The 24,371-nt window shown below is 72.3% G+C and carries 17 protein-coding genes; 6 read left to right on the forward strand and 11 right to left on the reverse strand.

The window, feature by feature from the left end:
• Positions 1-266 precede the first annotated feature (266 nt).
• From Q5425_RS45940 to mtrA, 4 genes are read right to left on the reverse strand one after another with little or no spacing between them, the layout of a single operon-like run.
• Entirely contained in the window at positions 267-1,139 is an 873-nt protein-coding gene (locus tag Q5425_RS45940) for a ComF family protein (RefSeq protein WP_396135351.1), read from the reverse strand.
• 14 nt (positions 1,140-1,153) lie between these two features.
• Positions 1,154-2,890 carry an LpqB family beta-propeller domain-containing protein gene (locus Q5425_RS39000; RefSeq protein WP_308677441.1) on the reverse strand — a complete coding sequence of 579 codons (1,737 nt, stop codon included), beginning with the start codon at positions 2,888-2,890 and terminating at the stop codon, positions 1,154-1,156.
• A complete protein-coding gene (gene mtrB / locus Q5425_RS39005) occupies positions 2,887-4,611 on the reverse strand; it encodes an MtrAB system histidine kinase MtrB (protein ID WP_308677442.1) in 1,725 nt (574 codons plus the stop codon). The genes Q5425_RS39000 and mtrB overlap by 4 nt, the downstream gene beginning before the upstream one ends.
• 7 nt (positions 4,612-4,618) lie before the next feature.
• Positions 4,619-5,296, reverse strand: coding sequence for an MtrAB system response regulator MtrA (gene mtrA / locus Q5425_RS39010; RefSeq protein WP_005150760.1), 678 nt, complete (start codon positions 5,294-5,296; stop codon positions 4,619-4,621).
• A gap of 370 nt (positions 5,297-5,666) precedes the next feature.
• Between mtrA and Q5425_RS39015 the strand changes: the two genes are divergently transcribed.
• From Q5425_RS39015 to solA, 3 genes are all read left to right on the forward strand, one after another.
• Complete coding sequence (locus tag Q5425_RS39015) at positions 5,667-6,452, forward strand: IclR family transcriptional regulator (protein WP_308677443.1); 786 nt, start codon at positions 5,667-5,669, stop codon at positions 6,450-6,452.
• Positions 6,453-6,537: 85 nt separating this feature from the next.
• The gene (locus tag Q5425_RS39020) at positions 6,538-8,589 is read left to right on the forward strand and encodes an FAD-dependent oxidoreductase (protein WP_308677444.1); all 2,052 of its coding nucleotides are present in this window, start codon (positions 6,538-6,540) and stop codon (positions 8,587-8,589) included.
• The gene (solA, locus tag Q5425_RS39025) at positions 8,586-9,716 is read left to right on the forward strand and encodes an N-methyl-L-tryptophan oxidase (protein WP_308677445.1); all 1,131 of its coding nucleotides are present in this window, start codon (positions 8,586-8,588) and stop codon (positions 9,714-9,716) included. Before Q5425_RS39020 ends, solA begins: the two co-directional genes overlap by 4 nt.
• Positions 9,717-9,721: 5 nt before the next feature.
• Here solA and Q5425_RS39030 read toward each other — a convergent pair whose 3' ends face one another.
• From Q5425_RS39030 to Q5425_RS39040, 3 genes are read right to left on the reverse strand one after another with little or no spacing between them, the layout of a single operon-like run.
• Positions 9,722-10,372, reverse strand: a complete 651-nt coding sequence (locus tag Q5425_RS39030) for a dTMP kinase (RefSeq protein WP_308677446.1) — start codon at positions 10,370-10,372, stop codon at positions 9,722-9,724.
• 59 nt (positions 10,373-10,431) lie between these two features.
• Positions 10,432-11,187 (reverse strand): hypothetical protein, encoded by a 756-nt coding sequence (locus Q5425_RS39035; RefSeq protein ID WP_308677447.1) that lies wholly within the window; start codon positions 11,185-11,187, stop codon positions 10,432-10,434.
• Positions 11,184-11,759: a papain-like cysteine protease family protein gene (locus Q5425_RS39040; RefSeq protein ID WP_308677448.1), complete on the reverse strand. Its 576-nt coding sequence runs from the start codon at positions 11,757-11,759 to the stop codon at positions 11,184-11,186. Before Q5425_RS39040 ends, Q5425_RS39035 begins: the two co-directional genes overlap by 4 nt.
• A gap of 247 nt (positions 11,760-12,006) precedes the next feature.
• On the opposite strand from Q5425_RS39040, the gene Q5425_RS39045 reads away from it, so the two are divergent.
• Positions 12,007-13,005 (forward strand): hypothetical protein, encoded by a 999-nt coding sequence (locus tag Q5425_RS39045; RefSeq protein WP_003085563.1) that lies wholly within the window; start codon positions 12,007-12,009, stop codon positions 13,003-13,005.
• A 342-nt stretch (positions 13,006-13,347) separates the two neighbouring features.
• Here the strand turns inward: Q5425_RS39045 and ahcY are convergent, their stop codons facing one another.
• Positions 13,348-14,820, reverse strand: coding sequence for an adenosylhomocysteinase (gene ahcY / locus Q5425_RS39050; RefSeq protein WP_308677449.1), 1,473 nt, complete (start codon positions 14,818-14,820; stop codon positions 13,348-13,350).
• Between the two features lie 92 nt (positions 14,821-14,912).
• Between ahcY and Q5425_RS39055 the strand changes: the two genes are divergently transcribed.
• Positions 14,913-17,171: a hypothetical protein gene (locus tag Q5425_RS39055; protein WP_308677458.1), complete on the forward strand. Its 2,259-nt coding sequence runs from the start codon at positions 14,913-14,915 to the stop codon at positions 17,169-17,171.
• Between the two features lie 51 nt (positions 17,172-17,222).
• Here Q5425_RS39055 and Q5425_RS39060 read toward each other — a convergent pair whose 3' ends face one another.
• The 3 genes from Q5425_RS39060 to Q5425_RS39070 all read right to left on the reverse strand — a co-directional run bounded on the left by Q5425_RS39060 (position 17,223) and on the right by Q5425_RS39070 (position 20,734).
• On the reverse strand, positions 17,223-17,921 hold the full coding sequence (locus Q5425_RS39060) for an LPXTG cell wall anchor domain-containing protein (protein WP_308677450.1): 699 nt from the start codon (positions 17,919-17,921) through the stop codon (positions 17,223-17,225).
• Between the two features lie 270 nt (positions 17,922-18,191).
• On the reverse strand, positions 18,192-19,718 hold the full coding sequence (locus tag Q5425_RS39065) for an amino acid permease (RefSeq protein WP_308677451.1): 1,527 nt from the start codon (positions 19,716-19,718) through the stop codon (positions 18,192-18,194).
• 98 nt (positions 19,719-19,816) lie between these two features.
• Entirely contained in the window at positions 19,817-20,734 is a 918-nt protein-coding gene (locus Q5425_RS39070) for a cation diffusion facilitator family transporter (protein WP_308677452.1), read from the reverse strand.
• Positions 20,735-20,885: 151 nt separating this feature from the next.
• On the opposite strand from Q5425_RS39070, the gene Q5425_RS39075 reads away from it, so the two are divergent.
• On the forward strand, positions 20,886-23,828 hold the full coding sequence (locus Q5425_RS39075; RefSeq protein ID WP_308677453.1) for a BTAD domain-containing putative transcriptional regulator: 2,943 nt from the start codon (positions 20,886-20,888) through the stop codon (positions 23,826-23,828).
• Positions 23,829-24,371: the final 543 nt, after the last annotated feature.

Below are 24,371 nucleotides of genomic sequence, written 5' to 3' on the forward strand. Positions count from 1 at the left end.
GGACCCGGGCGCTGACCGAAGATGGCGCGCCAAGGTGGACCGGCCGGGCCGGCGAGCAGGGCCGAGCAAGGTGGACAGGCCGAGGTGGGCGGGCAGGGCCCACCGAGCCAACTCTGGCCGCGGTCGAAGGTGGCGCGCCAAAGTCGGCCGAGGCGATCGGGCGAACCGCGCGCCGGGGTGAGCTTCGCAAGCTCGGCCAGGCTGCGCGCTCACCACGGAAGGGCCACAGTGGAGGCCGTTCACGTCTTGCGGAGAGCCGGGCCGGTTCAGCCGGCGGCCAGCAGGGTCAGGACGGCGGAGACCGTAAACCCCTCCGCCACCAGGGCTCTGGTGCAGGCCGCGGCCGTGGCTCCGGTCGTCACCACGTCGTCCAGGACCACTATGCGGAAGCCCGGCGGCGGACGCCCGGCCTCGCGGAACCGCAGGCGGCCCGCCAGGTTGGTCATGCGCTGCTCGCGGCTCAGGCCGACCGCGTCGCGGGCGGATCCCGCCAGCTCCAGTGCCGGGGCGACCACCACCTCGATCCCCCGCGCCGCCAGGACCCTCGCCGCCGCGTTTGCCAAACGCTCGACGTGCGGGCCGCCGCGTACCCGGGCTGCCGAAGGGCGGCTGGGGGCCGGGACCAGGCAGATCGCCCGGGCCGACGGGACTGTGGGCGCAGCTCGCGCCGGAGCCGCACGACCGGCGTCACCCCGCCGAGCCGAGGCCGCGCCCAGCACGGCAGCAACACCACCCGGCAAAGCCGGAACCCCGCCCGAGCCGGCAGCAACCCCAGCCGAACCCCCGCCCGGCCCCACCCAACCAGCCCCCTTCAGCGGCAGCACCACCAACGCCTCCGCCAGCGCCCGCCCCAGCGACGCCGCCAGATCCCGACGCCCGCGCTCCTTGTAAGCGATCAGCAACCGCCGCCCCACTCCGCGGTACCGGGCCAGGGCGAACACCCGCACCAATCCCGCCGTCGGCGCGCGCTCCACTTCCCTCGCCGCGCTCCACACGCCCTCGCACCGGGCGCAGCACGGCTCACCCCGGGCACCGCACGCAGCACAGCGGCCGGGGATCAACAGATCGAGCAGTCTCTTTAGCACACGGTCAGTGTCACGACCGGCACCGACAGTTTCCGGCCACCGGACGTCACTCACCCGAGTGAAAAAGATCAGCCCGGATAAAAGGGATCCGCGTCCTTCATCGTGTGGCTCTGCGGACGCCACACCTCGCCCAGCACCGAGGCCGTCCACAGCCCGCTCGCGTCCGCGACCACGATCGGGCGGCTGGGGGCCGCCGTCACGCCGTGGACCGTCGGGGTGAGGTTGCTGCTGTTGAACGCGTCCATGCGCTGGCCGTCCACCGTCACCCGCACCACCGGCTGGGACGGCGACTTCGTCACCGCCACCAGGCCGTCCTGGGCGACCCAGTCCACGTCGACGACGTCCTCGAGGTCGTGGGGCTGGAGGTGGCGGGGCTCGCGCAGGGACACCGAGTCGCCGTTGACGACCACCGAGGCCACCCACAGCTGGCCCTTGATCACCGCCGCCACGCGGGCGCCGTCGCGGGAAAACCGCAGCTCCGTGATGCCGCCCTGCTGGGTCAGGTCCGTGGCGTTGACCTGCAGGGCCGTCCAGTGGCCGTTCGGGTCGAGGACCATCCGGCACACCGACAGCTCGTCGACCACCGTCCACACCTCGCCGGTGGCGGGGCGCCACGTCGGGCGGGTCAGGGTGCTGCCGCCGAGCGTGGTCAGCGCCAGGTCGTGGCCCAGGTCGCCGATCCGCAGGCGGACCGCGCCGCCGCTGCGCTCCACCACCGCCAGGCGTTTGCCGTCGATCGACTGGGCCGCGCTCACCACCTCGTACTCGCCGTTGCCCGCCGGGCCGGGGACCGGGGCGCCGTCGCCGAGGGACCGGACCCGGCCGCCCACCGTCATCAGGCCCAGGAGCTCCCGGCTGATCGACAGCGCCGCGTCGTACGCGGGCAGTTCGTTCAGCCGCCAGTCCGAATGGTTCGGCACGAGCGGGGCGCCGTCGGCGAGGATGCGGATCCGGGCCGACGTGACGTACTGCAGGGACAGGACGATCTGCGCGGCGATCAGGTGCCGGATGTCGTCGGGCACCCCCGAGAGCCCGGTCAGCGGCACGACCAGCGTGCCGTCGTCGAGGCTCTTGACGTTCGTGTCGATCTCGATGGGCTCGCCGAGCAGGTTCTTCACCGCACCGGCCAGGCTCGCCGACGGCCCGCTGACCAGCAGGTCCATCACCCGGCCCGGCAGTCCCGACTGCGGCTTCGCGACGACGTAGCGCCGATCGGGGACGAAGGTGGCCGACTGCTCCGAGTAGAAGCTCACCGGCACCGGCGTGTAGTTCTCGCTGAAGTCGGATTCGGTCGCGTACAGGTCGGCGGGCGGGTCGACGATCCGCCACTGGCCGCTCGCCTGCTTGCGCACCTTCACCTGGAGCAGCGCCGAGCTGTAGTCCGGCACGAACGCGCTGTTCTGGTCCAGCGTGCCGATGTCGATCCCGCGCACGTTGACGACCTGCGTGTTCGGGTCCGGCGGCAGGCCGGTGTCGTACACCGTGCCGAAGGTGTCCTGGATGACCGTGAGGCTGCGGCTCGGCCGCCAGCTCGCCCGGCCCTGCTCGTCCAGGTACGCGCGGGCGGCGGCGTTGTTCTGCCCCGGCTTGAGCGTCGCCCCGACGAACGCGCGGACCAGCGACAGCGGGTCGATGCCCGGCGGCGGATCCGGCACCACGTCACCGGAGCTCTGCCCCTGGCGTTCGCCGGGGACCACCACGGGCTGCGATTCCAGCGGCACGTTCGCGCAGCCGGCGAGCAGCACCAGGCACAGGACCGGAAGCAGGACCTTCGCCCCGGCCCCCCTCAACACCCGTGGTTTCACTGACCGATTCCCTCACGTTCGGCGAAGATCGCCTCCGGCGCCGGCGTGACGTCGATGATCCCGAGCGGCACCTCGCCCGCGAAGCGGTCGGGCGGCGGCAGGACCAGCGGCGGATCGCCGACGGGCACGTCCTGGTGGCGCGGCAGCACGAGCCGGAAGCAGGCGCCGTGGCCGGGCTCGCCCCACGCGTCGAGCTCGCCGCCGTGCAGGCGCGCGTCCTCTTGGCTGATCGCCAGGCCGAGCCCGGTGCCGCCGGTGCGGCGGTTGCGCGACGGGTCGGCGCGCCAGAACCGGTTGAACACCAGATCGGCCTCGCCGGGCCGCAGGCCGACGCCGTGGTCCCGGACCGTGATGGCGACGGCGGTTTCGCTGGCCCCGACGGTCAGCACCACCGGCTTGCCCTCGCTGTGGTCGACGGCGTTCGCGAGCAGGTTGCGCAGGATCCGCTCGACGCGCCGGGCGTCGACCTCGGCGATCACCTCTTCGCCGGGCAGCACGAGTTCGACCGAGCTGCCCGCGTTGCCGGCAATCACCCGTACCTGCTCGACCGCGCGGGTGGCGATCGGGCGGACGTCGATGTACTCCGCGGCCAGCTCTTCCACGCCGGCGTCGAGCCTGCTGATCTCCAGCAGGTCGCCGAGCAGCGCTTCGAACCGGTCGAGCTCGTCGACCAGCAGCTCGGTCGACCGCGCGAGCCCGGCCGGGAACTGCTCGCGGGAGGCGTGCAGCACGTCCGCGGCCATCCGGACGGTGGTCAGCGGCGTGCGCAGCTCGTGCGAGACGTCGGAGGTGAACCGGCGCTGCAGCCCGCCGAACTCCTCGAGCTGGCGGATCTGGCGCTGGATGCTGGCGGCCATCTCGTTGTAGGACACCGCGAGCTTCGCCAGGTCGTCCTCGCCGAGCACGGCGAGCCGCTGGTCGAGGTCGCCGCCGGCGAACTGCTCGGCCGCCGCGGCGGCCTGGCGGACCGGCCGCACCACCTGGCGCGTCACCAGGTTCGTGATGCCCGCCAGCAGGAGCAGCAGCACGAGCCCGCCGACGAGCAGCGTGTTCTGCACCGTCGAGACGGTGTTCTGCTCGGTCGTCAGCGGGAACAGCAGGTACAGCTGCAGCGGGCTGGACACGGTGCTCAGCGGCGTGCCGACGATCAGGTACGTCGTGCGCCCGCCCGCGTTGTCGGGGACGGTGTGCTCGAGCCAGCTCGTCTGGTCGGCTTCGACGAACTGGCGCAGCCGCGGCGGCACGTTCTCGAACGGGCCCGCGGACGCCGGCTCGGCCTCGGATTGGTCGTGGCCGCCGCTGGCGAGCACCGGGACGAACGTGCCCGCCGCCGACCCGGCCGCCTCCTGGCTGGTCGGCGTGATCGCGATCTTCTTCAGCGCGTTCTCGAGCCGGTTCGTCAGCGCCTCGGAGTTCTCGGCGCCGAGCCCGACGAGCTCACCGGCGGCCGTCTCCGCCGCCGCGCGGGTCTGCGCGATCGCCGCGCTGCGCTTGGTGTCCAGCAGCCGGTCGGTGATCTGGTTCTGCAGCACCATGCCGAGCACGAAGACCACGGCCGAGGACAACGCGAGCGTCGAGACGGTGACGCGGAACTGCAGCGAGTGCTTCCACAGCTCGTTGAACGCGCCCGCGCGACGGCGCGCGAAAGCGACGACACGCCGCGCCAGGCGTGCCGTCGATCGCGCGGATGCGGGGAGCCGTCTGCCGGTCTCCGCGGTCATGGGGTGATCACGGCGGGCCGGCCTTGTACCCGACGCCGCGAACGGTCAACACCACCTCGGGGTGTTCCGGGTCCTTCTCCACCTTCGACCGCAACCGCTGGACGTGCACGTTCACCAGCCGGGTGTCGGCCGCGTGCCGGTAACCCCACACCTGCTCCAGCAGCACCTCGCGGGTGAACACCTGGCGCGGCTTGCGGGCCAGTGCCACCAGGAGGTCGAACTCCAGCGGGGTGAGCGGGATGGCCTTGCCTTCGCGGGTGACCTCGTGGCCCGGCACGTCGATCGCCAGGTCGCCGATGGTGAGCGATTCCGCCGGCTCGGCCTCGGTGCGGCGCATGCGGGCCCGGACCCGCGCGACCAGCTCCTTCGGCTTGAACGGCTTGACGACGTAGTCGTCGGCGCCGGACTCCAGGCCGAGGACGATGTCGACGGTGTCGCTCTTGGCGGTGAGCATGACGATCGGCACCCCGGACTCGGCGCGGATCGCCTTGCAGACGTCGATCCCGTTCATCCCGGGCAGCATCAGGTCGAGCAGGACGAGGTCGGGCTTCAGCTCACGCAGCGCGGGCAGCGCGCGTGAGCCGTCGGCGACCACCGCCGTGTCGAACCCCTCCCCACGGAGCACGATGGTGAGCATCTCCGCGAGGGCGGGGTCGTCGTCGACCACGAGAACACGTGCCTTCATGACCACATATTCGCACTAGTTCGGACGCCGGTACGCACGACCCGCGTGTTTGACCACCAGAAAGATCAAGATCGCCGGCGGGGCCTGCTCCATCCGGGTGCCGGTACCGGCCGTTATGGGCGGTCCGTGAAGGCCGCACCGGAGCTCGGCGCGGCCTTCACGGACCTGTGAAGAGGGCTCAGGGAACAACGCGGGCACGGGTCATCGGGGCCTCCGGGTAACGACTGGCGGAATGCCGGGGCGGTACGTAAAAGTTGCGCAGTGCGAGACACCGTGCCTCTTGCGCAACAATCCGATGCCGAAGGCGTCCTCGTCAAGGGATTCGCCCACTCAGCCGATAGGAACCCCGCAAAACGGATACTGTTGCGCTATGCGGAACCAGGACTCGGGCAACGCAACTCAAAGCCAGGTGCAATCGGTCGACCGGGCCATCAGCGTGCTGGAACTGCTCGCGCGCAACGGCGAAACCGGCATCACCGAGATCGCGGGCGAGCTGGGCGTCCACAAGTCGACGGCGTCGCGCCTGCTCAGCGTCCTGGAGACGAGAGGACTGGTCGAGCAGCTCGGCGAACGCGGGAAGTACGCCATCGGGTTCGGCATCGTCCGGCTGGCCGGCGCCGCGACCGGCCGCATGGACCTCGCGAAACTGGGCCGGGCCAGCTGCCTGTCGCTGGCCGGGGAACTGGGCGAGACGGTGAACATCGCCATCGCCGACGACGGCGTCGCCATCAACATCAGCCAGGCCCGCGGCTCGGCCGCGATCACCACGCAGAACTGGACGGGCCAGCGGACCCCGCTGCACGCGACCTCCAGCGGGAAGATCCTCTTGGCGTACATGGGCGAGACCGAGCGCAAGCGGGTGCTGAAGCGGAAGCTGGAGCAGTACACCCCGCGCACGACGGTCGAGCCGGAAGAGCTGATGACCGAGCTGGAACGAGTGCTCGAAGACGGTTATGCGGCCTGTTACGAAGAACTCGAGCTGGGGATGCACGCCGTCGCCGTGCCGATCCACGGCCCGGGCGGGGACGTCGTCGCCGCGATGAGCGCTTCCGGGCCGTCGTACCGGCTTTCGAAGCAGCGCGTGAAGCAGATCGTGAAGCCGATGACCGAAGCGGCGGAAGAGCTTTCCGCGCAGCTGGGGTATTTCCGGGACTAGGCACCGGTTCGGGCGCTTGACACTGCGTCTCGCATGACGCACGTTGTTGCCGAAGACGCAACGTCGCCCGGAGGGATCCCGCGAAATGGCAGCACGGCTCCGGGTGGTCGTCCTCGGCGCCGGCCTCGTCGGCTGCGCGCTGGCCGACGAGCTGACCGAACGCGGCTGGACCGACGTCACCGTCCTGGGCGGCGACGCGGGCAATCACCCGGGCCCGGTGTTCCGGACCGACGCCGACCGGACGCTGACCGAGTTCGCGAAGTACACCGTCGAGAAGTACAGCGGCCTCGACGGCCCGTGGTGCTTCAACCCCGTCGGCAGCCTCGAAGTCGCGACGACGCCGGAGCGGCTCGAGGACCTGAAACAGCGCCACGGCTGGGCGACGTCGTGGGGCGTACGCGGCTTCCTGCGCACGCCCCGCGAGTGCGCCGACCTGCACCCGCTCCTCGACGAAGCCCGGGTCCTCGGCGGGTTGCACGTCCCCGGCGACGGCCTGCTGCACGCCCGCCGCGCGGCCGAAGCCCAGGCACGGCGGGCGAAAGCCCGGGGCGCGCGGTTCGCCGACGAGGAGGTCACGGCGATCGAACGCAGTGGTGGCCGGGTCACCGGCGTCGTCACCGCGGCCGGGCGGTTCCGCGCCGACGTCGTCGTGGCGTGTTCCGCCGAGCTCGCCGGCCTGGACGTGCCGCTGGCGCCGCTGACCCACCAGTACCTGCTGACGGCGCCGTTGCCGGAACTGGCCGGGCACAACGACGAACACGCGCAGGCGGGCAAGCCCGTGCTGCGGCACCTCGACACCGGGATGTACGTCCGCGAGCACGTCGACCGGCTCGGCATCGGGGTGACCGTGGCCGACGGCCTGCTGCCCGCGCTCCGCGGCGCCGAAGTCGAGACCACCACGACGGTGGTGCTGCCCGGCACGCCGGACGGGCACCCGCTGCTGGGCGAACACCCCGACATCGACGGCTTCTGGGTGGCGGAGGCCGTCCGCGCCGAGCACTCCGCGGGGGCGGCGCGCGAACTGGCGCGCTGGCTCGTCGACGGACAGCCGTCGCTCGCCCTGCACGGCTGCGACCTCGCGCGGTTCGCGCCGGGGGCCCGGTTCACCGCGGAGCCGGTGCGAACCGGTCCCTTCCACGAACGCCAGATCGCGCTGGGCGCGCAGTTCGGCTCCGCGGACGGCTGGGCCCGGCCGGAGCGGTACGCGGCCGACGCGGGCACCGAAGCGGTCATGACCCGCGAGCGCGTCGCGATGTTCGACCTGACGTCCGCGCCGCGGCTGGCCGTCACCGGTCCCGGCGCACTGCCGTTCCTGCAAGCCATGACGACGGGTGACCTCGCGAAGGCGCCGGGCACCGTGACGGGAACACTGCTGCTCGGCGAGGACGGCGGCGTACGCGGGTGCCTGACGGTGGCCCGGCTCGGCGACGGGCGGTTCCACGTCGGCGCGGGCAGCCGCCTGGACTTCGACTGGCTGCGGCGGCACCTGCCCGGCGACGGCACCGTGCAGATCCACGAGACCACACCGGGCACTTGCTGCGTCGGCGTGTGGGGACCGTCGAGCCACGACGTCTTGCCCGAACTGTCCACAACGGACCTTTCGGCCGAGGAGACGTTCGCCGGGGACGTCCCGGTCGTCGCCCTGCGACTGTCCACTGTGGGCGAACCGGGCTGGGAACTGCACACGACGGCGGACTTCGGGCGCCGCCTGTGGGACACGCTGCGGGAGCGCGGCGTCGCCGTCGCGGGCGACCAGGCGTTGCGCAGCCTGCGGCTGGAGGCCGGCGTTCCCGCACCCGGCGTCGACTTCACCACCGAGCACGACCCCTACGAGGCCGGCCTCGGTTCCGCCGTCCGGCCGGACAAGGGCTACTTCGTCGGCCGCGACGGGCTGGCGGGCCGCTCGGAGGCGACCGTGAGCCGCCGGCTGACCCGCCTGACGACCGGAAGCGTCGTCGACGGCAAGGACCCCGTGTACGTCGACGGCCGCCCGGCCGGGTACGTCACCAGCGCCGGATACGGCCACACCGTGGGCAGAGCCCTCGCGTACGCCTGGCTTCCCGTGGAGTACAGCGGGTCCGGGACGCCGGTGGAGATCGGGCACTTCGGCACGCGCGTCCCCGGGAGGGTGGCATGACGCACTACGACGTGATCGTCGTCGGCCTCGGCGGGATGGGCAGCGCCGCGGCGTACCGGCTGGCGCAGCGCGGGCAGCGGGTGCTCGGCGTCGACCAGTTCGCGCCGGTGCACAACCGCGGGTCGAGCCACGGCGGTTCGCGGATCACGCGCCAGGCCTACCTCGAAGGCCCCGGGTACGTGCCGCTGCTGCTGCGAGCCCACGAACTGTGGGACGGCCTCGAGCGCGACAGCGGGCGGCGGCTGTTCACCCGCTGCGGCGGGGTCATGGTCGGCGCGGCGGAGTCGCGGACGATCACCGGCAGCCTGGCGTCGGCCCGCGCCTTCGACGTCCCGCACGAACTCCTGGACGCCTCCGCGATCCGGAGCCGGTTCCCGACCATGACGCCGTCCCCGCACGAAGTCGCGTTGTACGAGCCGGGCGCCGGGCTCGTCTCCCCCGAAGGCAGCGTCGCCGCGCACCTGCAGCTCGCCGCGCGGTGCGGCGCCGAACTGCACCACGAGGAGAAGGTGTTCACCTGGAGCACGATGGCCGGCGGGGTGCGCGTCGGCACGTCGCACAACTACTACACGGCCGACCGGCTGGTGCTGTGCCCCGGCGCGTGGGCCGCCGAGCTGCTGCACGGCTTCGGCGTCGCCTTCACGGTCCGGCGGCAGGTGCAGTACTGGTTCGCGCCGTCGGGCGGCATCGCGCCGTTCCGGCAGCACCCCGTCTACACCTGGGAAGGCGACGGCTACACGTTCTACGGCTTCCCGGCCCACAACGCACCCGCGGACGGCGTCAAGGTCGCGTTCCACGGCGGCGGCCGGACGTGCAGCGCCGACGGCATCGACCGGGCGGTGTCCGGCGACGAGGTCCACGAGATCGCGTCCGTGGTGAAGCGGCACCTCCCGGCGCTGCCCGGCGCGTTCCTCCGGGCCGCGACCTGCATGTACACCGACACGGCCGACGAAAGCTTCGTGCTGGCCCCGCACCCGGCCGAGGAGCGGGTGGTGCTCGCGTGCGGGTTCTCCGGCCACGGCTTCAAATTTGTCCCCGTGGTCGGCGAAATCCTCGCCGACCTGGTGGTGGACGGCACCACGGCCCACCCGATCGCGCAGTTCGACCCGGCCCGGCTGCTGCCCTAGCCGGGTCAGCTCAGCAGCGCCGTCGCGAGCGCTTCGTGGTCCACGCCCGCGACGCCGTCCAGGACGTGCCACGGCGCGAGCCAGCCCGACGCGGCCAGCTCGTCGTAGACGGCCGCGCACCGCCGCTGCAAGCCGTCGTCGGTTTCGAAGGCGTCGCGCTCGCGGCCGGTCTCGGTCTCCGCACGGCGTTCGGCGCGCTCGGCCGCCACCGACGGCGCGACGCGCAGCAGCAGGTGCGCGTCCGGACGGGGCAGCCCGAAGCGGTCGACCTCCAGCTCCCACACCCACTTCACGACTTCGCCGGCCGCGTCCTGCCGCAGGCGCGCGGCCGCGTACGCGGCGTTGGAAGCGACGTACCGGTCGAGCAGGACGACGTCGTGCGCGTCCCGCAGGGCGCGGATCTCGTCCGCGGCGCCGCTGCGGTCCAGCGCGTAGAGCATGGCCATGCCGTACACCGAGTCGGCGAGGTCGCCGTGCCCGCGGTGCAGCGCCTCGCGGACGAGGTCCGCGTGCACGCTCTTGCCGTAGCGCGGGAAAGCCAGCGACGCCACCCTCGCGCCCTTGGCGCCCAGCGCCGCCGTCAGCCCGTCGGCCAGCGTGCGCTTGCCCGCGCCGTCGAGCCCTTCGATGACCACCAGTCGACCCACGGAAGTCACAGTAGGTGGTGGACCGGCGGGCTCGGTGGAAGGGTTCGACGCCGAGCCCGCCGGTTCGTCTAGGCGGGGTGCCGCCGCAGGTGGAACACGTAGCCGGCGCCGCTGACCGCGAGCACACCGACGAGGATCAGCAGCGGCACCCAGCCGGTGTCGTGGCCGGACGGCACCGGGCCGCCGTCGCCGCGGGGCATCACCTGCGACGTGGCGTCGTAACCGCCGGCCTCGCCGTCGCGGGCGTAGGCCGAGCCGGGGAGCTTGTCGGCGTAGCGCGCTTCGACGGTTCGCTGGTAGCCGTCGAGGGTGACCGCCCGCTGGTCGGTGAGCGACGTCACGTGGCCGTGGCTGACCGCGTACCAGGCGTCGACCTGCGGTTCGTGCAGCAGCTGGGCCCCCGCAGGCAGCTTCCGGGCGTACTCGCCCTCGACGTCGCCCGAGGCGATGTTGCCGACCTGCCACAGGCCGTCCGCACCGCGGACCGACCAGAGCGTCGCGGTCCGGCCGTCGGAAGCTCGCGCGGGAATCGCGAAGTAGGCGAAGTCACCGGGCGCCGCGCCGGGCTTGCCCGCGACGAAGTCCGGCGAGAGCTCGTACACGGGGTAGGCGTCCGGGGCGATCTGCACGGTGACCGGCTTCCCGGCCCCCGGCGCCTGCGCGAAGAACCGGGCCAGGACGTCCTGGAAGCCCGCGGCCGCGCTGTGCGCCGCGGAGGCGTCGGCGCTGCTGATGCCGGCGGCCTGGGCCGCGCCTGACACCGGAGCCGTCATCAGCAGCGCCGCGCCGGTCAGCACGGCGAGCGCCAGCACCCGCCTGCTCATCGGGCGATCCCGGTGAGCGTGTGCGTCCAGGTGAACGCCGAGTTGTGCGTGTAGTACCCGTAGGTCGACCAGTTGTAGCGCTTGGCCGGGCCGGGGTCGCCCCAGAACACCCAGTCGCCGCGGGTGTCGTAGCCGTAGAGGACGTGCGTGTGGCCCCCGCCCGAGCGGTAGCCGACGCGGGTCTCGACCGGCCGGTTCGCCGCCGTCTGCGTCCGGACGTCGGCGTAGGGGATGCGCCGGTCGAGGTAGCGGCCGGGCGAGGTGAAGCCGAGGCGGGCGAAGGCGCGCTGCGGGTCGGCGAGGGTGCCGGGGAGGTTCGCGCAGTCCCCGCCGGTTTCACCGTGGGCGAGCTGGCAGAAGCGCGTCTGGCTGACGGCGAGGCCGTGGTAGGCGGCGATGGTGTTGCCCGCGCCGGCCCAGCACCACTGGTTCTTCTGCTGGAGCTGCAGGACGATCTGGTTCCGGTAGGTCGACGGCACTCCGGGCGCGGCTCCGGCAGTGGCCGGCGCGACCAGGCACAACAGCAGGCTCACGGCCAGTACGGCGTGGACCTGGCTCGACTTCACCAGCACAGATGGCCTCCTGTGGAGGAGTGGGCGAACCAGCGGTGGTCACAACGGTGAACAACGCGGTCACAAGGAGCAAGAACGCCATCCGGTGGAACGGACCGTTCCGGGGCACAGCCGGAACGCGGAACAGTCACCACAACGAGGCCAACCACCCTGAACGGGGGTCGGCACGGCCACTCTACGCTGCTACCGTGAACGTTCCGCGGTGTTCACGCCCAGCGCACACACTGGTCGGGTGAAGGGACGAGCGGTGGCACAAGACGGGAACCTCCCACTGATCATCGATGGCGCCCGCACGACCCGGGCATCGGTCGCCGAACTGCCGAAAGAGCTGACCGAGGCGCTCCGCACCGGCGAGTTCCACCACGCTCTGCGGCTGGCGATCGCCTACCGCGGGCTGTCGCTGGCGCGGCTGCGCGCCCACCTCGCCCTCCGCGGCGTCCAAATCGGACAGTCCACGCTGAGTTACTGGCAACGCGGGCTGCGTCAGCCCGAGGTGCCGAAGGCGCTGCCGGCGGTCCGGGCCCTGGAATCGGTCCTCCAGCTGCCCGCGGACGCCCTGGTGGTGCTGATCGGCCCCCGGCTGGTCCGCCGCGGCCACCAGCCGGCGGCGTCGTTCCACGACCTGCGTTCCGGCGACATGGGGTCGATCGTGGAGGACCTGCTGGCCGAGCTGGGCGCGTACCCGTCGTCGAACCACTACAACGCCGACCTCGAGCTGCTGTCGGTCCACGACACGATCACGTTCGACGCGGAGCACCGCCAGGTCAGCCTGCGCACGCGGCTGGTGACGCGGGCGCGTCGCCACGGCCCGGACCGGTACCTGACGGTGTACAACGGCGACCCGGGCTGCCGCATCGACGACGTCGAGCTGATCACCGACGAGGGCTGCCGGGTCGGGCGGATGCGCCGCAACCCGGACGCGGACACGATGGCCACGGAGCTGTTGTTCGACCGCAAGCTCGCCGAGGGCGACATCCACGTGTTCTGCTTCGAGGTCCGCGACGACTCCGGCTCGGCGTCGCCGGGGTACTACCGGATGCTGCGCGATCGCTGCGCGAGTTACCTGGTCCAGCTGCGGTTCGACCGCAACGCGCTGCCGGCCCGCTGCACCCGCCAGGTCCGCGCCCGCGACGACGCCCTGCCGGTGGTGGCCGAGGAACTGGCGTGCGACATGGGCGGGGTGAGCAGCGCGTTCTTCAGCGACGCCGGCCCGGGGCTGGCCGGGGTCGCGGTGGAGTGGAACTGAGGCGTGATGCCCCTCCAATCACGCGTGATGCCCGGCCAGTCACGCGTGATGCCCCTCCAGTCACGCGTGAGGCCCGTTTGCGCTCGGTCGGCTCGCGTACCTGGAGGGCCGGTTCGCGTGATTGGGCGCGGAACTCGCGTGATTGAGCGCGGAACTCGCGTGATTGGGCGCGCATCTCGCGTGATTGGCGGGGCATCTCGCGTGATTGGCGGGGCATCTCGTGTCAGCGGCCGCGGTGTTCGGCGTGGGACTTGGCCTCTGGGCCGTGCCGATGCCCTCCGAAACGGAGGGGCCGCCCCGAACAATTCGGGGCGGCCCTGACCAGCGAAAACGCCGAAAACCTCAGTACCGGTAGTGCTCCGGCTTGAACGGCCCTTCGACATCCACGTCGATGTACTCGGCCTGCTCCTTGGTCAGCTTCGTCAGCTCGCCACCCAACGCGTCGAGGTGGATCTTCGCCACCTTCTCGTCCAGCTTCTTGGGCAGCCGGAACACCTCGTTGTCGTACTCCTCGTGCTTGGTGAACAGCTCGATCTGCGCGATCACCTGGTTCGAGAAGCTGTTCGACATCACGAACGACGGGTGCCCGGTCGCGTTGCCCAGGTTGAGCAGGCGGCCCTCCGACAGCACGATGATCGTGTTGCCGTTCGGGAAGATCCACTCGTCGACCTGCGGCTTGATGTTGATGCGCCGGATGCCCGGGTAACGCGCCAGGCCGGCCATGTCGAGCTCGTTGTCGAAGTGGCCGATGTTGCCCAGGATGGCCTGGTGCTTCATCTTCGCCATGTGCTCGACCAGCACGACGTCCTTGTTGCCGGTGGTGGTGATGATGATGTCGGCCTCGGGCAGCACGCTCTCGAGCTTGCGGACCGCGTAGCCGTCCATCGCCGCCTGCAGCGCGCAGATCGGGTCGATCTCGGTGACGATCACGCGCGCGCCCTGGCCGCGCAGGGACTCCGCCGCGCCCTTGCCGACGTCGCCGTAGCCGCAGACCACCGCGACCTTGCCGCCGATCAGGACGTCGGTGCCGCGGTTGATGCCGTCGATCAGGGAGTGGCGGATGCCGTAGCGGTTGTCGAACTTCGACTTCGTCACGGCGTCGTTGACGTTGATCGCCGGGAACAGCAGCTCGCCCGCCGCCGCGAGCTGGTAGAGCCGCAGCACGCCGGTGGTGGTCTCCTCGGTGACGCCGCGGATGCCTTCGCCGATCTTCGTCCACTTGCCGGTGTCGGCCGCCACCGACGTGCGCAGCAGCTCGAGGAAGACGCGGAACTCGTCGGAGGTGTTCTCGTCCGGGGTCGGCACGACGCCGGACTTCTCGAACTCGGTGCCCTTGTGCACCAGCATGGTGGCGTCACCGCCGTCGTCGAGGATCATGTTCGGACCCTCTCCGTCCCAGGTGAGCATCCGCTCGGTGCACCACCAGTACTCCTCGAGCGACTCGCCCTTCCACGCGAACACCGGGACGCCCTTGGGCTCCTCGGGCGTGCCGTGCGGGCCGACGACGACCGCCGCGGCGGCGTGGTCCTGGGTCGAGAAGATGTTGCAGGACGCCCAGCGCACCTCGGCACCCAGCGCCACCAGCGTCTCGATCAGCACCGCGGTCTGCACCGTCATGTGCAGGGAGCCCGAGACGCGCGCCCCGCGCAGCGGGTAGACCTCCGCGTATTCGCGGCGCAGCGCCATCAGTCCGGGCATCTCGTGCTCGGCGAGGCGGATCTCCTTGCGGCCGAATTCGGCGGCATCGAGGTCGGCGACGGCGAACTCGATGCCGTTGCGGGTCTCGTGCCGCTTGGCAACGCTTTCGGGGGTCATAGTGGCGATTCCTCCAAGACTCGATGACACCCGAACACTACCGTTGTCCGCTCGACTGTCCCTAGAAGTGTTAGGAGGGCCTTACCGTGCCCATGCCCGGCCCGGACACCCGCGTCGTGGAAATCCGCGTCGCCGGGCTCGTGGGCACCAGCGGGGAAACGCTGCTCGACGCCGTTTCGACCGTCGACGTCGCCGGCGACGGGCTGGGCCGCGTGATCCGCCCGGCGGACCGGCTGCGCCGTCCGGCACCCGGACCGGTGCTGCCCGCGCTGGGCCGGTCGATCCCGCGGACCCTCGAGGGCTACCTCTGGCACGGCATGACCTCGGGCGGCGCCGCGAAGGCCACCTGGGCGCTGCTGTTCCCGTTCTCCCTGGCCAACGTGTGTTTCTGGATGCTGCCGCCGATCCCGCCGGACCGCCGGCTCGCGCGCGTCCTCGGCGCCGTGTGCCGCGGGCTGCTGCGCGTCGGCGCCCTGCTGCTGACGATGCTGCTGATGGGCCAGCTCGCGGCGATCGCGCTCGACCTCTTCGCCGCGCAGTGCCTCGCGCCCGGTTCGGGCTGCCTGCCGGTCATCCCCGACGTGCTCCGCTCGGTCCCCGCGCGGATCGCCGTCGGCGTGCTGCCGCTGCTGGCCGTGATCTTCGTCCTGCACCGGATCTCCTCGGCGACCTGGGCGGTGCACGCCGACGGCGACCTGACCGGCGGCCCGCTGCGGATGCGCGCCGATCCGGAGACGCCGGCGCTGCGCTGCCTGCACACCGTCGCGGCGCTGGCCTCGGTCGCGTTGCTGCTGCTCGGCGGGCCGTTCCGGATGCCGGCCGACAGCTTCGGCGCGGTCGTCTGGATCACCACGCTGGCCGTGGTGCTCGCCACCGTCGTCGCCGCCGCGATCGGCGTCGACACCGGCCGGTTCGCCCGGCCCGGGGTGCTCGCCTTCGCGACCCTGCTGGTCGTCGTCGCGGCCGTGCGGCTCAGGCTGGACGCGGGCCCGCTGCCCGGCACGAACGGCGTCGTCGAAGGCCTCGGCGCGGCCCTGGTCGCCGTCACCGTGCTGTTCGCGCTGTTCCTCGCCCCGGCCGCGCTGCTGGCCCGGCCCGGCTGGCAGCACAAGCCGCAGCGGCTGCGGCCGTGGATGGGCGGCTGGGCGGCCGCGCCGGTGCTCGCGCTGGCCGGCCTGCTCGGCGGCGGGTTCGGCGCCGGTCTCGCCGAAGCGCTCCGACGGCTTTCCGGCGCGGAACACCTGCGGGTGCCCGACACGTACCTGCTGGTCACGGTGCTGTGGGGCGCCGGGCTGGCGCTGGCCGCGGTGCTCGGCGTGCTGGGTTTCGCGGTCGCCGTCCCGCTGCGACGGCTGCGGCGCGGCATCCCGGAGATCGTCGAGCTGATGGAGCACGACGAGCAGCAGGAGGCCCAGGCCGCGGCGGCCTGGGCGCGGTCGGCGTGGGAACGGCGGCACCTGCACCACCTGGCGCTGGCGGTCGCGAGCGCGATGTCCGCGGGCGGCGCGGCCCTGCTGGTGCTGCGCTTCGGGTTCGGGCTGGTCCCGGGCTGGTTCGGCCCGCTGTCCGCGATCGGCGTGGTCGCGCTCGGCGCGCTGGCCGCGGGCCTGCTGCGCGTGGTCTACACGGCCGCGCGCACCCCGCAGCGCAGCCGCCACCTCGGGGCGCTGGCCGACCTGGTCTGCTTCTGGCCGCGGGCGGCGCACCCGACGGTGCCGCCGTGCTACGCGCTCAAAGTCGTCCCGGAGCTGGCCGCGCGGGCGCGCGAGCACCTCGCCGAACCCGGCACGCGCGTGGTGCTCTCCGGTTACAACCTCGGCAGCCTGCTCACGATCATGGCCGCCGCCCGGCTGGCCGCGGAGCTGCCGGAGGCGGACCTCGACCGCGTCGGCGTGCTCACCGCCGGTTCCCCGCTGCAGTGGGGCTACCAGCGCGCTTTCCCGGCGTTGCTGCCGCAGGAGGCGCTGGAACGGCTCTTCGCCGACCTCGACGGCCGCTGGCGGGCCCTGTGCCGCGGCACCGACATCTTCGGCGGTGGCGTGACGACCTGGCGGCACTCGGTCGCCGACCGGCGGCTGCACGGCGTCGGGTTCCTCGCCGACGGCGGCTGCGGCCCGGTGTCGGCGACGGCCGACGCGAACGGCGTCCTGATCCTCGGCGGCGACCACTGGCTGCCGGACCCGCTGCGCGGCCCGACCGGGCGGCACCGCTGGGCGCCGGGGGTGCTCAAGCACCAGGACTACGTCGTCGACGCCGAATGGGACCACGCCGTCGCGATGGCCGCCGGCCTCGGCAAGCCGTCCTGGGGCGAGCAGGGCTCGCTCTTCGGGGACTTCCCCCCGAAACGGTGAAGGCCCCTCGCGCGCGGAGCGAGGGGCCTTCGACCGTGGACTAGCTCAGCTTCACTCGGAAGCCTTGCGGCGGAACTTCAGCAGCGCGAGCAGGCCGCCACCGGCGACCAGCAGCAGGGCGCCGACCCAGATCAGCCAGCTGTTGTCGAAACCGGTGTTGGCCAGGCCGCCACCGGTGCCCGACTCGTTGCCCGCCGGGACGACGGCCGGAGCGGTGGTGCTGCTCGGCGAGACGGAGGTCTCCGAGGTCGCCGGGGCGCTCGGCTTCGTGGTCGTCGTGGCCGGCGCGGACGTCTTGGTCGGCGCCGTGACGGTCTGAGTCGGCTTCTCGGTCTTCTTGCCGCACAGGAACCACTTGTCGATGTTCGGCTGGCGGCCCTTGAAGGTCTTGGTCGCCTTCAGGTCGTTCCACGGCGCGGTCGGGGCCAGCTTCTCGCCGCCCTTGCCCGCCTTGCCCGGGATGTACTCGTTGAAGCCGTCGTCGCCACCGATGACCACGATGCGGGTGACGGTCACGCCGTCGTGCACCTTGGTGATGTTCAGGGTGCTCTTGCCCTCGCCGCCGGTGAAGTCGACGTCGCTGTGGTCGAGCTTCTGGCCGTCGGCGCACGGGGCGTGGCTGCGGTCGGGGATCGGGTTCGACCGGCCGTCGTCGCTGTAGCAGGCCAGGGCCGAGCCGGCGGTGCCGATGAGGGCAGCGGTGGTCAGCGCCATGATCGCGACGGCGCCGCGGATGGTACGTCTGCGCATTGAGAACTCCAGTACCGAACGGGGGAAGAACGGCAAAATCGGGGGACTCGGCACCACTGAACGTCGGAATCACGCGGCTGTAATTCACCCGTCAGTGGCACACGAAGGATCGAAAGGTATCGCACGTCACCCCACCGCCTACACGGGGTCCCCCTTTGCGCACAAATCGCAAGATCGTCTTGATCGAGTCGTAACCTCGCATTAAGCAACCAAACGCAAAAAGCCCCGCCGACCTGGGCAGCCAGGCGGGCGGGGCTTTTATCGCGCAAGTCAGGCTTCGGGCGCCTTCACGGGTTCGCCGACCCCTTCGGCCTGCCGCTTGCCGAGCAGCGAATGCCGCCGGCTGTAGGCGAAGTAGAGCACCACGCCCACCAGCATCCAGGCGACGAACCGCAGCCAGGTCAGCACGGTCAGGTTCAGCATCAGCCACAGGCACGCGAGGATCGCCAGGATCGGGATCAGCGGCACCAGCGGCACCTTGAACGCCCGGGGCAGGTCCGGCCGCGTCCGGCGCAGGATCAGCACGCCCGCCGAAACCAGCACGAACGCGAAGAGCGTGCCGACGTTGACCATCTCTTCGAGCTTGTCCGCCGGGAAGAAGCCGGCCGCGAGCGCGACCAGGCCGCCGACGATCAGCGTCGCGCGCTTCGGCGTGCCGTTCTCGCCGGTCTTCGCCAGCCCGCGCGGCATCAGGCCGTCGCGGGACATCGCGTAGATGATCCGGACCTGGCCCAGCATGAGCACCATGACGACGGTGGTCAGGCCGGCCAGCGCGCCGAAGGAGATGATGTTGGCCGCCCAGTCGACGCCGTTCGCGGTGAACGCCGTCGCGAGGGTTTTGTGGCTGCCGTCGCCCGCCTTGGTCGCGAGGTCCTTGTACGAGGTCATGCCGACGACCACGAGCGACACCGCAACGTACAGCACCGTGACGATCGCCAGCGAGCCCATGATCCCGCGCGGCACGGCCTTCTGCGGGTTCTTCGTCTCTTCCGCGGTGGTCGCGACGATGTCGAAGCCGATGAACGCGAAGAACACCAGCGAGGCACCGGCCAGCAGGCCGAAGACGCCGAACGAGCTGCTTGCACCGCCCGCGAGCAGGGAGAACAGCGACTGGTCGACTCCGGTCTGGCCGGCCCCGCCCGTCTCGCCCGGCGGGATGTACGGCGTGTAGTTGGCGCCCTTGATGTAGAAGAAGCCGAGGATGATCACGAACAGCACCACGGCGACCTTGATCCCGGTGATCACCATGGACACCCGCGACGACAGCTTCGTGCCGACGGCCAGCAGCGTCGTCAGGAGCGCCACGACGAACAGCGCGCCCCAGTCGACGGTCACGCTGCCGATGTCGAACGTCGTCTTCGTACCCTTGCCGAAGAGGTAGCTGAGCACCGTCTCGAGGTACACCGACCAGCCCTTGGACACCGCCGCCGCGCCGACGGCGAGCTCGAGGATCAGGTCCCAGCCGATGATCCACGCCATGAACTCGCCGAAGGTGGCGTAGGAGAACGTGTACGCGCTGCCGGCGACCGGCACCGTCGAGGCGAACTCCGCGTAGCACAGCGCCGCCAGCGCGCAGGCGATCGCGGCGAACACGAAGGCCAGCGAAACCGACGGCCCGGCGTAGTCGCCCGCGGTGCGCGCGGTCAGCGTGAAGATGCCGGCGCCGATGACCACAGCGACGCCGAAGACCGTGAGGTCCCACGCGCTGAGGTTGCGCCGGAGCTTGGTATCCGGCTCATCCGTGTCCGCAATGGACTGTTCGATCGATTTAGTGCGCCACAATCCCGTTCCGGGCACCGTTGACCTCCTGCGGCTGGCCTGCGTGTATCGCGGTAGGTCACCCTATCGGGTCACGTGCGTGACGGCTCGCCGAACGGACCGGCGTGGATCTTCGGCTAACGCGCCAGGCTGCGGTCGAGGTCCGGTTCGAGGTAGATGAGCTTCGCCACCGGCACCTTCGCGCGGACGCGGGCCTCGGCGTCGTCGATGGCCATGGCCAGCGCGGCGGTGTCGAGCCCCGGCACCATCGCCAGCTTCGCCGCGACGAGCAGCTCGTCCGGGCCCATGTACTGGGTGCGGATGTGGATGACGCGCTCGACCTTGCCCGCGGCGAGCTCGTCGACGATCGTCGCGAGGACGCCCTCGTTGGCGCCTTCGCCGATGAGCAGGCTCTTCATCTCGATGATGAGGATGATCGCGATGACGCCCAGCAGCGCGCCGATCGCAAGGGTGCCGATGCCGTCCCAAACGGGGTTGCCGGTGAGGACCGCCAGCCCGACGCCCAGCAGGGCGAAGACGAGACCGAGCAGCGCACCGGCGTCTTCCAGCAGCACGACGGGCAGCTCGGGCTCCTTGGCCTGGCGGATGAAGCCCCACCAGCTCGCGTTGCCCTTGATCTTCTTCGACTCGGTGATCGCGGTGTAGAAGCTGTAGCCCTCCAGGCCGACCGCGACGAGCAGGATGATCACGGCGACGATCGGCGATTCGAGCGGCTCCGGGTGGCCGATCTTGTGGATGCCTTCGTAGAACGCGAACACGGAGCCGAGGGTGAAGAGCATCAGCGCGACGATGAAGGAGTAGAAGTACCGGTCCCGGCCGTAGCCGAAGGGGTGCTCCTCGTCCGCCTCGCGCTTCGACGTCTTCTGGCCGAGCAGCAGCAGGCCCTGGTTCGTGGTGTCGGCCAGCGAGTGCACGGACTCGGCCAGCATCGACGACGACCCGGTGACGAGGAATCCGACGAACTTCGCCGCCGCGATCCCGGCGTTCGCCCCGAGTGCCGCGATGATCGCCTTGGTTCCGCCTCCAGCTGACACGACCGCTCCCCTGGTAGGTCCTGAATGTCCGGGTGGAGCCTAATGGGAACGCGTGCACGGGACCGTCCCGACCGGCTCAACCGCGGCCGCCGGTTCTGTCGTACCCCTTCGCTACCGTGGTTTTTCCTGCCGACCACTCCGGGAAGGTGACATGGCGCACTTCGCCGTGCTCGGTCCGCTCGCCGTCGAAAGCCCGCCGGGCCGGTGGGCTCTCCTGCGCGGTGACCGGCAGCGGACGCTGCTGGCCGTCCTGCTGCTGAACGCCAACCAGCACGTCCCGGTCGACGTGCTGGTCGAGGCGCTGTGGCCGGACGGGCCGCCCAAGTCCCACACCTCCAACCTGCACACCTACCTCTCGCGGCTGCGCGAGCGCATCGACGGCCTGCGGGTCGAGCACGGCCCGCCCGGCTACCGGCTGCGGGTCCAGCCGGCCGAGCTGGACCTGCTCGTGTTCCGGTCCGCCGCCGACGAAGGGCGGCGGACCGGGGATCCCGTGGCGGCCGCGGCGCACTACCGGCGGGCCCTCGCGCAGTGGCGGGGGCCGGTGCTGGCCGGGCTGCACGTGCCGCGGCTCGACGCCGACGTCGCCCGGCTGGAGGCCGAGCGGCTCGCGGTGTTCGAGGACTGCGTCGACGCCGAGCTCGCCGCCGGGCGGCACGGGGAGCTGACCGGCGAGCTGCAGGCCATGCTCACCGAGCACCCGCTGCGCGAACGGCCGGCCGCGCAGCTGATGACCGCGCTGCACCGGGCCGGGCAGCAGGGCAGCGCGCTCGAGGTCTACCGGCGGCTGCGGACCACGCTGATCGAAGAGCTCGGCGTCGAGCCCGGCGCGGAGGCCCGGCGGGTGCACGCGGCCGTCCTGCGCGGCGAAGATCCCGTGCCGCGGCTGCCGCCTGCGGTGTGGCCGGTGTGCCAGCTCCCGCCGGACATCGGGGACTTCACCGGCCGCGACGCCGAACTGGCCGAGCTGACCGGTGTGCTCGGGGCCGGCACCGGCGTCCCGGTCGCGGTGCTCAGCGGCGAGCCGGGTGCGGGCAAGAGCACCCTCGCCGTGCGCGCCGCGCACCGGCTGCGCGCGCGGTTCCCGGACGGCCAGCTGTACGTGCCGCTGGCCGGCCGCGCCATCGGGGAGGTGCTGGCCGACCTGCTGCGCGCGCTGGGCGTCCCCGGCCCCGCGGTGCCGGACGACGTGCGGGCCCGCGCGGCGGTGTTCCGCGGCAGGCTCACCGACCGGCGGGTGCTGGTGGTGCTCGACGACGCCGTCGACCCCGAGCACGTCCGCACCCTGCTGCCGGGCACGCCGGGCTGCGCGGTGCTCGTGACGAGCCGACGGCGGCTGAGCGGGCTGGCCGGCGCGCACCGGCTCGCCGTCGGTCCCCTGTCCGGCACCGACGCCGCCGAGCTGCTGAACCGGCTCGCCGGGGCGCGGGTGGCCCGGGAACACGCCGACGCCGAGCGGATCATCGCGGCGTGCGCGCGGCTGCCGCTGGCCCTGCGGATCGCGGGCAGCAGGCTGGCCATCCGCCCTCACCTGCGGCTCGGCGAGCTGGCCGACCGCCTGGAGGACGAGGTCCGCCGCCTCGACGAGCTGACGGTCAGCGACTTGGCCGTCCGGAGCAGCATCGCGCTGAGCTACGAGGGCCTGCGGCCGCCCGCGCGGCGGGCGTTCCGGCTGCTCGGCCGGTGCCGCCTCGCCGACCTGCCCGCCTGGGCGGTGACGACCCTCGTCGACGACCCGGACGCCGACGAGGCGGTCGAAGAGCTCGTCGAAGCGAGCCTGCTGGAAGCCCGCGGAGCGGACGCGACCGGCGAAGGCCGGTACCGGATGCACGACCTCGTCCGGTTGTACGCCGCGGAGCTCGGCGATCCGGCACCCACCGAGGGCCTCCGGACGGTGCTGGCGGCGACGCTCGCGCTCGCCGACGAGGCGGCGGCCCGGCTGCCGCGCACGGTGCCGATGCCGTCGCCGGCCCACGAGCCGCCCGCGCAGCCGTTGCCGCGCGAGCTGGTGGACCGGCTGCTCGCGCGTCCGGACGACTGGTTTTCCGCCGAGCGCGCGAACCTCGTGCTGCTCATCGGCACCCTCGGCCCGCGGGACGCGCTGCTGCTGCTCGACCGGCTCGGCGGCTACCTGTACCTGCACGGGCAGTACGCCGACATGCGCGCGGCGTACGAGACGGTGCTCGCGGCCGCGGCCGAAGACCCGCCGCTGGCGGCCGTCGCCGAGGCCACCCTGACGCTGCTGCGCCACGCCCGCGGGCAGTACGAGGAGGCCGCGACCCGCTACCGGACGTGCGCCAAGGAGCTCGAAGCCCACGGCGACCGGCGCACCCACGCGTGGGTTTCGGCGAACCTGGCGCACTGCCTGATCGGCCTCGGCCGTGCCGAGGAGGCACTGGAGACGGCGGCCCACGCGCGTGAACTGTTCACTGTGGACGGTTCGGCGGCGGAGCTCGGCTGGGTGCGGGCGGCGGAGTCGGCCGCCCTGCTGCGGCTCGGCCGGATCGCCGCCGCACGGGAGGTGGACCGGACCGCGCTGGCGGCGGCCCGGTCGAGCGGCGACGCCCGGATGATCGGCGAGGCACTGCACGGGTTCGCGTGGTCCTCGCTGCTGACGGGCGACGACCCCGGCGCGGTGGCGGCCATCGCGGAGTCGGTGGACCTGCTGCGCGGCACGATGGTGCGGTCGGCGCTGGCGAAGTCGTTGCGCACGCTGGGCGCGATCTCGGCGGCGACGGGCGCCCGCGACGACGCGAAGGCGGCGTTCGGCGAAGCCCGCGAGCTGGCGCGGGAGCTGGACGAGCGGCCGCGCGAGCTGTCGTGCACCCGGGCGCTGGCGGCGAGCTGGATCGGCGAAGGCCGGGCGGCCCAGGCGATCCCCGTGCTCCGCGCGTGCCTCGACGAGTTCCGCGAGATGGGCGGCCGGGCGGCGACCGGGCTGACGTGGCTGGTGCTCCGCCGGGCGTACGAGGCAACGGGAGATCCGGAGTCGGCGGCGGAAGCGGCGGCCGAAGCCGCGGAGCTGGTCGACCCGCGTGACGCCAGCGCGGCCGCACTCCGCCGGGCGCTGCTCGCCCTCACCGAACCGGCCTGACGAGCCTGCTCTCCCGGCGAGACGAAGTGGTGCCGCCCCTCACGAACCGGCCTGACGAGCCTGCTCCCCCGGCGAGACGAAGTGGTGCCGCCCCTCACCGCACCGGCCTGACGAGCCTGCTCCCCCCGGCGAGACGAAGTGGTGCTGCCCCTCACCGCACCACCCGCCTCGCCCGGTCCCGGGGTGGCCGACGAGGTGGTGCCGCCCCCTCGCGGCACCACCCCCAGCCCACGACGCCGGGCGATCGGACCGGCGCCACCCCCAGCGGACCGGCGGCGCGCACCAGCGCACCAGGGTCCCCCGTTGGGGTAGATGGTGGCGGACCCCGCCACACGGAACGCACACAGAAACCCGAACCCGTGCCCAGACGGTCGGCTCGCGTACCTGAAGGGTCGGTTCCCCAGCCGACCCTCCGGGGGCGCCCTGCCGCAGCCGGTCGTGAGTGGTAAGGCGGGTTAGAACCCGCCTTACCACCAGGTGGGAATCACGCTCACCCGGAGGGGGATCGCGATCGTCAACGACGGCGCCCCGGACACCGGCCCG

This window comes from Amycolatopsis sp. A133 (genome assembly GCF_031082405.1).
Classification (GTDB): Bacteria; Actinomycetota; Actinomycetes; order Mycobacteriales; family Pseudonocardiaceae; genus Amycolatopsis.